This window comes from Burkholderia sp. ABCPW 14 (genome assembly GCF_001523835.1).
Classification (GTDB): domain Bacteria; phylum Pseudomonadota; class Gammaproteobacteria; order Burkholderiales; family Burkholderiaceae; genus Burkholderia; species Burkholderia mayonis.
In genome coordinates this window covers 109737-120876 of the sequence record NZ_LOVS01000213.1, presented here as the reverse complement: position 1 = coordinate 120876, position 11140 = coordinate 109737, and the positions used below count along the sequence as shown (strand labels likewise).

The 11140-nt window shown below is 66.2% G+C and carries 7 protein-coding genes and 1 pseudogene; 2 read left to right on the top strand and 6 right to left on the bottom strand.

Translation table 11 applies throughout. The annotated features are described in order from the left end of the window. Nucleotides 1–1350: 1350 nt before the first annotated feature. Both gabD and WS62_RS31910 read right to left on the bottom strand, forming a co-directional pair. Entirely contained in the window at nucleotides 1351–2820 is a 1470-nt protein-coding gene (gene gabD / locus WS62_RS31915; protein WP_066579651.1) for an NADP-dependent succinate-semialdehyde dehydrogenase, read from the bottom strand. Between the two features lie 90 nt (nucleotides 2821–2910). Next, nucleotides 2911–4194 carry a 4-aminobutyrate--2-oxoglutarate transaminase gene (locus WS62_RS31910; RefSeq protein WP_066483999.1) on the bottom strand — a complete coding sequence of 428 codons (1284 nt, stop codon included), beginning with the start codon at nucleotides 4192–4194 and terminating at the stop codon, nucleotides 2911–2913. A gap of 142 nt (nucleotides 4195–4336) precedes the next feature. Here WS62_RS31910 and pdxR point away from each other — a divergent pair, with 142 nt between their 5' ends. Then, the gene (gene pdxR / locus WS62_RS31905) at nucleotides 4337–5950 is read left to right on the top strand and encodes a MocR-like pyridoxine biosynthesis transcription factor PdxR (protein ID WP_066579649.1); all 1614 of its coding nucleotides are present in this window, start codon (nucleotides 4337–4339) and stop codon (nucleotides 5948–5950) included. 13 nt (nucleotides 5951–5963) lie between these two features. On the opposite strand, the gene WS62_RS31900 is transcribed toward pdxR, so the two are convergent. The 3 genes from WS62_RS31900 to WS62_RS31890 are packed head-to-tail and all read right to left on the bottom strand — an operon-like array spanning nucleotide 5964 to nucleotide 9123. Next, on the bottom strand, nucleotides 5964–7430 hold the full coding sequence (locus WS62_RS31900; protein WP_066579646.1) for a YfcC family protein: 1467 nt from the start codon (nucleotides 7428–7430) through the stop codon (nucleotides 5964–5966). Nucleotides 7431–7450: 20 nt separating this feature from the next. Then, a complete protein-coding gene (locus tag WS62_RS31895; protein WP_066579643.1) occupies nucleotides 7451–8218 on the bottom strand; it encodes an IclR family transcriptional regulator in 768 nt (255 codons plus the stop codon). Next, nucleotides 8215–9123, bottom strand: a complete 909-nt coding sequence (locus WS62_RS31890) for an N-formylglutamate amidohydrolase (protein ID WP_066579641.1) — start codon at nucleotides 9121–9123, stop codon at nucleotides 8215–8217. The genes WS62_RS31895 and WS62_RS31890 overlap by 4 nt, the downstream gene beginning before the upstream one ends. A 343-nt stretch (nucleotides 9124–9466) precedes the next feature. Between WS62_RS31890 and WS62_RS31885 the strand changes: the two genes are divergently transcribed. Then, a complete protein-coding gene (locus WS62_RS31885) occupies nucleotides 9467–10570 on the top strand; it encodes a porin (RefSeq protein ID WP_066579638.1) in 1104 nt (367 codons plus the stop codon). Nucleotides 10571–10598: 28 nt separating this feature from the next. On the opposite strand, the pseudogene WS62_RS31880 reads toward WS62_RS31885, so the two are convergent. Beyond that, a pseudogene (locus tag WS62_RS31880) lies at nucleotides 10599–11114 on the bottom strand (EamA family transporter); the annotation flags it as partial. Between the last annotated feature and the right edge of the window lie 26 nt (nucleotides 11115–11140).

Genomic DNA, 11140 nt, shown 5'->3' with positions numbered 1-11140 from the left:
AGTGGTAATACATCCGATTGATGTCGCGGAACGTCATCGCCAAATGAATCAGCAACGGCGACCACACGCGCATCATTTCCTTGATTTGGGGGAGGGTGACTGCTTCGAGTTGCGGAAAGACGGGGTGATCAAGAAGCGCTGCCTTTTCGGTGCGAATTGTTTCAAGGATTTCCCTCATGGTAGAGCTCCTTTTTTCGAATAAGATGATTTCGTATTGAGTGAGGCGACAAATCCAATGGGCGACAAATGAATTGTCGAGCCGCTCGGTAGAGTCTAGGTATATATCTGGAGATGTCAACAAGAGTGACGGCTAATTTTAAAATTGGGTTATTGATTTTCAATTCAGGATTATTTTTACAAAGTCGCAATTAAGAATGCGATTATATTGAAAATATCTGATTGATTCGAAAATTTAAAATGGGTGTGATAAACGTCGCGATGGATACGATGGCCGGCGAATGACTGATCGATTTTCTCGGTAGGGTCAAGCGGGTGAGTTATATTTGGCGGAATCTCGTTTGTTCGAAAATGGAGAAGCAATCAATCGGGCCGTTAATGGTAACGATTCGTGTTGGATATGAGCTGCGCGGTGCTGATTCGCGTGTCCGCATCGTTCGCCCGGCGAGCCGCTCATATTCTCCAATTTGGCAGGCTGAAACTTCATAGCGCGAGATGCGCCAAGGGATGCGAGACGGGCTGCACTATATTGGACGATAAAAGGTTCGGATCAGTGAGTGTCAAACATGTAGTATCGCATTTGGCATTAGCGTAAAATGCGAGTCAAGTCTGGATGCATGGCTAAATACGTTGCGAACAGGTTAATATATAAAGCAATTGTTGTATTCTATATAATTGATGCGGTCGAGTGCTCTAATCCGGCTAGATATTGCGATCTGGTCAATATCGCGGGGCGGCCTCGGAAAAGTACGTCGCGATATGTTTGAACTTTCGGCGGATTTCTGGAATTTTGAAGAAAGATGCAATTGAAGGGCGCTGTTTTTTCGCTAAAGCGACCACAACCTTGTTGCGATGCGCCTGACCTTCATGATTGTCTGGCCATAGGTCAGGCCGATCTCGGGAACGGTCCCGGGCGCGACGGGCCGCTTCGCCTTGATTGGCGATGGAGCGTATCGCGCGCCTTTCGGGTTTCCGGGGTGAGTTTGGCCGTCAATATTGAACTGCGCACGCGTTACGTGAGGAACTGGATCGACCGTTGTGCGCACACCAATTGCGCACGCAATTGGACCCGAGAGGGATTGTGGAGGCGGATTTGGCGGCCTGTTCGGACGGGAAGTCCGACCGCGTTTCGCGTGCGCGCGCCGCTCGCACGGCGCGCGCACGCATCAGACGTCACACAGCGAGGCACATGTACTTGATCACGACGTAGTCGTCGATCCCGTAGTGCGATCCTTCTCGGCCGAGGCCCGACTGCTTGACGCCGCCGAACGGCGCGACCTCGTTCGAGATGATCCCGGTGTTGATGCCGACCATCCCGTATTCGAGCGATTCCGCGACGCGCCACACGCGGCCGATGTCGCGGCTGTAGAAGTACGCGGCGAGGCCGAACTCGGTGTCGTTCGCATGGTGGATCGCCTCGTCGTCGGTCGAGAACCTGAAGAGCGGCGCGAGCGGGCCGAACGTCTCGTCTTTCGCGACCTTCATGTCGGCCGTCATGCCCGTCAGCACGGTCGGCTCGAAGAAGCCGTGGCCGAGCGCGTGGCGCTTGCCGCCCGTCGTCACGCGCGCGCCTTTGTCGAGCGCGTCCGCGATGTGCGATTCGATTTTCTTCACGGCCGCTTCGTTGATGAGCGGCCCCTGGACGACGCCCGCTTCCGTGCCGAGTCCGACCTTCAGCTTCGCGACGGCGGCGGACAGTTTCTCGGCGAACGCGTCGTAGACCTTCTCGTGCACGTAGAAGCGGTTCGTGCAGACGCACGTCTGCCCGCTGTTGCGGTACTTCGACGCGATCGCGCCGTCGACCGCCGCATCGAGATCCGCATCGTCGAACACGATGAACGGCGCGTTGCCGCCGAGCTCGAGCGACACCTTCTTCACGGTCGGCGCGCATTGCGCCATCAGCAGGCGTCCGACGGGCGTCGAGCCGGTGAACGACAGCTTGCGCACGATCGGGTTCGACGTCAGCTCGCCGCCGATCGCCTTCGGGTCGCCGGTGACGACGCTGAACACGCCGGCCGGCACGCCCGCGCGCTCGGCGAGCGCCGCCATCGCGAGCGCGGAGAACGGCGTCGCCTCGGCCGGCTTCACGACGATCGGGCAGCCCGCCGCGAGCGCCGGGCCGACCTTGCGCGTGATCATCGCCGCCGGGAAGTTCCATGGCGTGATCGCCGCGCACACGCCGACCGGCTCCTTCGTCACGACGATCCGCTTGTCGGCGGCGGGCGTCGGGATCGTGTCGCCGTATACGCGCTTGCCTTCTTCCGCGAACCATTCGAGGAACGACGCCGCATAGCCGATCTCGCCCTTCGCTTCGGCGAGCGGCTTGCCCTGCTCGGTCGTCAGGATCAGCGCGAGGTCGTCCGCGTGCGCGATCATCAGATCGTGCCACTTGCGCAGGATCGCCGCGCGTTCCTTCGCGGTGCGCTTGCGCCACGCGGGCCACGCGGCGTTCGCCGCATCGATCGCGCGGCGCGTCTCGGCCGCGCCCATCGCGGGCACCGTGCCGACCAGCGCGCCCGTGGCCGGATTGCGGACTTCGAACGTCGCGCCGCCGTCGGCGGCCTGCCATTCGCCCGCGACGAACGCGTGCTCGCGCAGCAGCGCGGGATCTTTCAGTGCAAGGGTTGCGTGATCTGTACTCATCGTGTGTCGACCGTATGCGGAAACGATTGGCGCCGCCGGGCGCGACGCGGCGATGCCGTGACGCGCGCCCGGCGGCGAAGACTCAGGCGTTCAGGCGGGCACGCCCACCGCCTCCCTCAGCACGCTCTCGAGAATGCCGAGCGCTTCGTCGAAAACGGCATCCGGAATGGTGAGAGGAAACAGGAAACGTATCACGTTCGCGTCGACGCCGCAGATGAGCAGCAGCAGGCCGCGCTCGAGCGCGGCCGCCTGCACGCGCTTCGTGAACGCGGCGTCGGATGCGCGCGTGTCCGGATCGACGAACTCGGCGGCGACCATCGCGCCCGGGCCGCGCACGTCGACGATCTGCGGCACGTCGGCGCGCAAGGCGGCGAGCTTCGCCTTCAGCTTGTCGCCGAGCACGGTCGCGCGGTCGGCGAGCTTTTCTTCGTCGATCACGTCGAGCACCGCATGCGCGGCGGCGACGGCGAGCGGATTGCCCGCGTACGTGCCGCCGAGGCCGCCCGGCGCGGCGGCGTCCATCACGTCCGCGCGGCCGACGACGCCCGATAGCGGCATCCCGCCCGCCAGGCTCTTCGCGATCGTCATCAGATCGGCGGACACGTCGTAGTGCTCCATCGCGAACAGCTTGCCCGTGCGCGCGAAGCCCGTCTGCACTTCATCGGCGATCAGGAGGATGCCGTGCGCGTCGCACAGCTTGCGCAGCGCGCGCACGAAGTCGGCGGGCGCCGGGTTGAAGCCGCCTTCGCCCTGCACCGGCTCGAAGATGATCGCGGCGACGCGCTTCGGATCGATGTCGGCCTTGAACAGCGTCTCGACGGCGGCGATCGAATCGGCGGTCGTCACGCCGCGCGGCGCGTTCGGGTACGGCGCGTGGAACACGTCGCCCGGGAACGGGCCGAAGCCGAGCTTGTACGGCGCGACCTTGCCCGTCAGCGCCATGCCCATCATCGTGCGGCCGTGAAAGCCGCCCGCGAACGCGATCACGCCTGGCCGGCCGGTGTACGCGCGCGCGATCTTCACGGCGTTCTCGACCGCTTCCGCGCCCGTCGTGAAGAACGCGGTCTTCTTCGGCTGGGCGATCGGCGCGCGCGCGTTGATCTTCTCGGCGAGCTCGACGTACGACGCGTACGGCACGATCTGGTACGCGGTGTGCGTGAAGTGCTCGAGCTGATCGGCGATCGCTTTCACGATCTTCGGATGGCGGTGGCCCGTGTTCAGGACCGCGATGCCGGCCGCGAAGTCGATGAAGCGGCGGCCCTCGACGTCCCACAGCTCCGCGTTCTCGGCGCGCGCGGCGTAGAAGTCGCACATCACGCCGACGCCGCGCGGTGTCGCCGCGTTCTTGCGGGCGTGCAGATCGGCATTGTTCACAGTCGTCTCTCCTCGTGGTTCGAATGCGCCGGCGGCGACGGCCGTCGGCGGGCACGTCGTCCCGGCGTGCGCGTTGAAACGACTATAATCAAACTTGGCTCTGAAAATCAGAGCCATTTTAATAAATATATAGGAGCCAATCATGCGGGTGAGCGTGCTGTCGGACTGGCTGGCGCAGCGGATCGTGCGCGGCGGCGGCGCGCAGCCGATCTATCGGCAACTGCACCGGCTGCTGCAGCAGGCGATCCTGACCCGCGAACTGCCGGCGGGCGCGCGCGTGCCGTCGTCGCGGCTCCTCGCGGCGGAGCTTGGAATCGCGCGCAACACCGTCACGCAGGTCTACGAGCAGCTCGCGCTCGAAGGCTATGTGACGTCGGCGACCGGGCGCGGCACGTTCGTCGCGGACAGCGCGCCCGACGAGATCGTCGGCGCGCCCGCCGAGCCGCAGCCGGGAACGCTGGCATCGGCGTCGGCGGCCTCGGCTGCCCAGTCCGGGGTGACCGATGCGGCGTCCGACCCCGGCTCCGAGTTCAATCTCGCGCGCCGCTCGCTGTCCGCGCGCGGCGCGCGCCTCGTCGGCGGCGCGGGCGTGTCGAAGCGGCAGGGCGGTGCGTTCATGCCGGGCGTGCCGGACGTGTCGCGCTTCCCGGCGCGCGTATGGACGCGGCTGCACAACAAGTATTGGCGGCGCTTGCGCCCCGAATTGCTGACCTACGCGCCGGGCGGCGGGCTCGCGCCGCTGCGCGAGGCGCTTGCCGACTATCTGCGCACGTCGCGCTCGGTGCGCTGCGCGCCCGGGCAGATCATCGTGACGACGGGAATCCACCAGTCGATCGATCTGGCGGTGCGCTTGCTGACCGATCCGGGCGACGTGATCTGGACCGAAGACCCGTGCTACTGGGGCGTGCGCAGCGTGATGCACGTGTCGGGCCTGACGACCCGGCCGATTTCCGTCGACGAAGAGGGAATCGCGCCGACCGCTGCCGATTTCGCGGCGCCGCCGAAGCTGATGCTCGTCACGCCGTCGCACCAGTATCCGCTCGGGATGGTGATGAGCCTCGCGCGGCGGCGGATGTTGCTCGAATACGCGCGCCAGCACGGCGCGTGGATCATCGAAGACGACTACGACAGCGAATTTCGCTACGGCAGCCGGCCGCTCGCGTCGCTGCAGGGACTCGACACGGCGGAGCAGGTGATCTACGTCGGCAGCTTCAGCAAGACGCTGTTTCCGGGCTTGCGGGTCGGCTATCTGGTCGTGCCGGAGCCGCTCGCCGAGAGCTTCGCGACCGCGAGCGCCGAGCTGTACCGCGAAGGGCAATTGCTGCAGCAGGCGGTGCTCGCCGAGTTCATCGCCGAAGGGCACTTCGTGTCGCACATCCGCAAGATGCGCACGCTGTACGGGCAGCGTCGGCAGACGCTGCTCGACGCGCTCGCGCGCCGCTATGGCGACGCGCTGCCCGCGGTCGGCGGCGACGCCGGGCTGCATCTCGTGATGCGGCTGCCGGACGGCGCCGACGATCGGGCGGTCACGCGCGCGGCGCTCGAGCGCGACATCGTGGTGCGCGCGCTGTCCGGGTATTACGCGGATGCGCAGCGCGCGTCGCCGGGGCTGCTGCTGGGATATGCGTGCGTGCCGGAGGACGAGATCGTGCGTGCGTTCGACACGCTGTCGCATGCGATCGACGACGTGGTGTTCGGGCGCGCGGCGTCGTCGGCGGCCGCGGCCCGGACGAGGGCCGCGGCGATCGCGCGCTGAGCGGCGCGCGCCGTCAGTAGCCGGTCCACACGGCGAACGCGAGCACGCCGCACGACAGCGCGAGCAGCGCGCCGAAGAGCGGCAGCGCGAAGCGCAGCCACGTGCCGAAATCGACGCGCGCGGTCGCGAGGTACGCGAGCAGCATCCCGGACGTCGGCGTGACGAGGTTCGTGAGCCCGCCGCCCAGCACGAACGCGAGCACCGACGTCTGGCCGCTCACGCCCGAGAGCTGCGCGATCGGCCCGATGATCGGCATGCTGACGGCCGCCTTGCCCGAGACCGACGGAATGAACACGTCGAGCACCATCTGCACGGCCATCAGGCCGTTCGCAACCCACATCGGCGACCGGCCGTTCGCGAGCCGCGTGAACAGATGGATCAGCGTATCGAGCACGAGGCTGTTCTGCAGCAGCAGCTCGACCGATGCGGCGAGCCCCATCAGCAGCGCCGCGAGCATCATGCTCTTCATCCCGTCGACGAACGCGTCGGCGGCGCTGCGCGAGTCGAGTCCGCCCGCCACGGCGGTCGCGATCGCGACGAACACATAGAACGCCGACAGCTCGACGTTGCCCCACTTCAGCTCGCGCGTACCGACGATGAGCATCGCGACGGCCGCCGCGAAGATCGCGAGCGTGGCCTTGTGGCGCACCGACAGCCGCGCGGCCGGATGCGCGTGCGCGGCCGCCTTCGCGTGTTCGCGCCGATAGCCGCTCTTCTTCACGTGGCGCAGCAGATAGAGGATGCCGACCGTCAGATAGACGACGAACACCGCGGCGCGCAGCGCGATGCCGCTGAAGAGCGGCACGCCGACGAGCGGCTGCGCGACCGCGAGCGCGAGCGGATTCGTGACGGACGCGATGTAGCCGATCTTCGCGGCGATGGCGACGAGCGCGACCGCGAACAGATTCGACAGCCCGAGCCGCTGCGCGATCACCATCACCATCGGAATGATCACCAGATATTCGGAGATGAAGCCGAGCAGCGTGCTGCCGAGCCCGATCAGGATCATCAGCAGCGGCGTGAGCAGATAGACGTCGTTGCCGGTGAGCTGCAGCAGCCGGTCGATGCCCGCGTCGACGACGCCCGTCCTGCGCATCACGCCGAACATCCCGCCGACGAACATCACCATGAAGATGAGCGGCGCGTTCTTGACGAGCCCGTTCGGCACCGCGACGAAAGCGGATACGAGGCTCGCGGGCATCGCGCGCTCCGGCGTGCTCCTGCTGACGACGGGCGCGACGAGCGTCGCGAGCTGCGCCGCCTTCGGCACGACCTGATAGGTGCCCGGCACGACGAGCTTGCCGTTGCGCGCGTAGCGGCCGGAATCGACGAACCAGGTCAGCGCGATCGCCGCCGCGAGCACCCAGATCATCATCACGACCGGATGCAGCATCTTGCCGTGCGGCTTGTGGTCGGGAGCCGGCGCATCGGGCGTGGGCGCGTCGGGTGTCGTGGCGGTGGGCGTGGGCGAGGCGAGCATGGTCGTGGTCGGGCTGGAGTTCATGCGGGTTGCAGCGCGGCGCGCGCGGGGACGTAGCCGAGTTCGGCCGAGATTGCGTGGCTGCAGGCCTGCAGCCGTTCGAGATAGTCGGGGATCTCGATGCGGCTGACCCGCATCTCCGGCCCCGTCACGCTGACGGAGGCGACCGCCGCGCCGGTCAGGTCGCGCACCGGCACCGCGATCGCGACGGCGCCCGCCGTCACTTCGCCGACGCTCACCGCGTAGCCCTTGCGCGCGATCGCGTCGAGCTCCTCGACGAGCTTGAGCGGATCGCCCTGCGCAGTCTTGCGCACGCGTAGGAAAAATTCGTCGCGCACCGCGTCGGGCGCGAACGCGAGCAGCACTTTGCCGGACGCGCCGAGGCTGATCGGCCGCCGGTTGCCGACCGAGCCGATCGTGCGGATCTCGTGCGTCGTCTCGCAGCGCGCGACGCAGACCGTCTCGAGCCCTTCGCGCACGCGCAGCACGACGGTCTCGTTGATCGCCTGGCTGAGCGCGAGCATGTGCCGCTGCGCGGCGCGCACGAGCGCGTTCTGCTGCGACGCCGCGACGCCGATCACGAACGCCTGCGGCCCGAGCGCGTAGGTCGACGTGCGCTCGTCCTGCACGACGAAGCGATGCAGCTCGAGCGTGCACAGCATCCGGTACGTGCGCGACTTGTTGATGCCGAGCTTCGACGCGAGCTCGGTCACGCCGAGATGCGGATGCTCGGCCACGTAGCTCAACAGCTTCAGCGCGTTGTCGACCGCGTCGACGATGTAGTTCATTGCGATGCTCCTTCGCCGAGCGACGACGACAGTTGCGCGCGCACATGGCCGGCGAGCGCGTCCAGGTACGCGTCGACGGTGCGCTTGAGCGCATCGAAGCCCGCGTGCTTGCCGAATGCGGCTTCGTCCATGTACAGCGCACGGTTGAATTCGATCTGGATGCTGTGACGGCGCCGCGCGGGCGCGGCGAGCGCGGTCAGCAAATCGCCGCCCTGATATGGCGCGTTGACCTGCACGCGGTAGCCCTCGCGCGCGAACCAGTCGGCCGTCCATCGCGTGAACGCCGGATCGGCCGTCGCGCCGAGCCGGTCGCTGACGACGACGTCGGGGCGCGCGGCGTTCGCGTCGACGTTCATCGCGTTGCCGCGCGACTTCATCGAATGGCAGTCGACGTGCCACAGCGCGCCGTGCTTCGCATAGAGCGGCTCGGCCGCGTCCGCGAGCGCGCGCCGGTACGGCAGGTAGTACGTGTCGATCCGGTGGCGCACCTCGGCGAGCGACAGCTTGCGGTCGTAGAGCGGCACGCCCGGCAGCGCGTAGCGGCGGATGAGGCCCATCCCGCGCCGGGTGTACGACTGCGGCGCGAGCGGCTCGGGCCACGGTTCGGCGAGGAGCGCGGCGTCGATGTCGGTGACGGCGCGGTTCGGATCGATGTACGCGCGCGGGAAGCGCGCGCCGATCAGCGCGCCGCCGCGCTCGGGGGCGCCTGCCCACAGCTCGTCGACGAATGCGTCCCATGACGTGAGGACCGCGTCGCGCGGCGCGACGGTGCCGAAGTCGGGCGGATACGCGATCCCGCTGTGCGGCGAATCGACGACGATCGGCAGCGCGGCGGCGAGCGGTTGCGCGACGAAGCAGGCGAAGCGCTCTTCCAGCGCGACGGTGTTGCGATTAAACGTCACCATTTTTTATCGGGTAATTCACCTAAGGTTCAGAACATCTGTTTTATTGATCAAAACAGCGTATCAATATTTGATAATGACCAAAATCACCGGTCAAGTCCTTTCGATGGTCTCGCGGAATTGCCTGGAATATCGGATAAGTCTTTGTCTTTGTTGAAGTTGTTTTGCTTGTCGAAACGGCATGCAATTCACATTCTCTACATATAATCATCAGACGTTTTGCGCGGATTGACGAAAGAATTTTGCGTTTTCAATAATAAATAAGACGATGTTTTATTCAATAAAACACGTCACGGGCGGAGTGAATCCGCCTGATCGACCAACGAAACGACGCAAGAGGTTTGAGATGAAGCGAAAGAGTCTGGCGATGGCAGTGGCGGGGATCGGGATCGGCGCGGCCGCGCTGCCGGCAGGTGCGCAATCGAGCGTGACGCTGTACGGCATCGTCGATTCCGGCATCACGTACACGAACAACCAGAAGGGGCATGCCGTATGGCAGGCGACGGGCGGCAACGAGCAGGGCGCGCGCTGGGGGCTCGTCGGACGCGAGGATATCGGCGGCGGCACGAGCGCCGTGTTCCGGCTCGAGAACGGCTTCAATATCGAGAACGGCGCCGCAGGCCAGGGCGGCCGGCTGTTCGGGCGCCGCGCGTACGTCGGGCTGTCGAACGACCGCTGGGGGACTTTCACGATGGGGCGCCAGTACAACGCGGTGCAGGAAACGCTCGCGCCGCTGCAGATCGGCGCGAGCACGGCGCTCACGCAGTACGCGCTGCACCCGTTCGACACCGACGACCTGAACAACACGTTCCGCACGAACAATGCGGTGCAGTATCAGACGCCGGACTGGGGCGGCGTGCGCGCAATCGGCACGTACGGCTTCTCGAATTCGACGTCGTTCGCGCAGAACCGCACGTGGAGCGTCGGCGCGAGCTACACGCACGGCCCGTTGCAACTGGGCGCCGCCTACGTGCGCGTGGATCATCCGGCGATCGACGCGACGGGCGCGATCGCATCGGACAACTATTACACGTTCGTCAAGGGCGTCGCGCGCCAGCAGATCTGGGGCGCGGGCGGCGCGTACACATGGGGCGGCGCGACGTTCGGGCTGCTGTACACGAGTTCGCTGTTCAGCCTGCAGACGGGCGGCGCCGAGCGCTTCAACAACTTCGAGGGCAGTGTTCGCTACCGCGTGACGCCCGCCGTGCAGGTCGCGTTCGGCGAGACGTACACGCAGGTGCTCGCGTCGCATGCGGCCACGCACGACGCGCACTATCTGCAGACGAACGCGGGGGTCCAGTATTTCCTGTCGAAGCGCACCGATGTGTATCTGAACGCGTTCTACCAGCGCGCGTCGTCGAACACGGTGGCCGCGATCGAGGGGATCTCGAATCCGTCGAGCACGCGCACGCAGATCGTCGCGGTGACGGGCATCCGGCACAAGTTCTGACGCGCCGCCCGCTCGCCGCCGCGCCGCGTCACAGCCGGATCAGCATCGCGCCCGCGGCGACCATCGCGCATGCGGCGAGCCGCTGCGCGTTGGGCCGCTCGCGCAGCGCGAACCAGCCGATCGCGACCGCGAAGATCGAGCTCGTCTCGCGTAGCGCGGACACGGTCGCGACGGGCAGATGCCGGTACGCGACGATCGCGATCGCATACGCGGCGAGCGACAGCGTGCCGGCGACGAGCCCGCGCGACACGGCGGCGCGCGTGCCGACGACCGCACGCAAGCCGCCGCGCAGCAGGCAGAACAGCGCGAACTGCGGCACGTTCCACAGCAGGTACACCCATGCGACGTACGCGAGCGGGTCGCCGCCGAGCCGCACGCCGCGGCCGTCGACGACCGAGTACGCGGCGATGAAGAGACCGGTCAGGATTGCATACGGGACGCTGTCGCCGGAAAACCGGAAGCCTCGCTTGAACGCGAGCGATACGATTCCGAGCGACACGAACGCGATGCCGGCGAGCGCGAACGGCGTCGGTTTCTCGCCGAGCACGGCGGGCTTGCGCGCAATTGCGC

Coding starts and splice junctions, on each gene's coding strand:
- gabD (WP_066579651.1), bottom strand. CDS start 2,820: ATGAGTACAGATCACGCAACCCTTGCACTGAAAGATCCCGCGCTGCTG.
- pdxR (WP_066579649.1), top strand. CDS start 4,337: ATGCGGGTGAGCGTGCTGTCGGACTGGCTGGCGCAGCGGATCGTGCGC.
- WS62_RS31900 (WP_066579646.1), bottom strand. CDS start 7,430: ATGCTCGCCTCGCCCACGCCCACCGCCACGACACCCGACGCGCCCACG.
- WS62_RS31895 (WP_066579643.1), bottom strand. CDS start 8,218: ATGAACTACATCGTCGACGCGGTCGACAACGCGCTGAAGCTGTTGAGC.
- WS62_RS31890 (WP_066579641.1), bottom strand. CDS start 9,123: ATGGTGACGTTTAATCGCAACACCGTCGCGCTGGAAGAGCGCTTCGCC.
- WS62_RS31885 (WP_066579638.1), top strand. CDS start 9,467: ATGAAGCGAAAGAGTCTGGCGATGGCAGTGGCGGGGATCGGGATCGGC.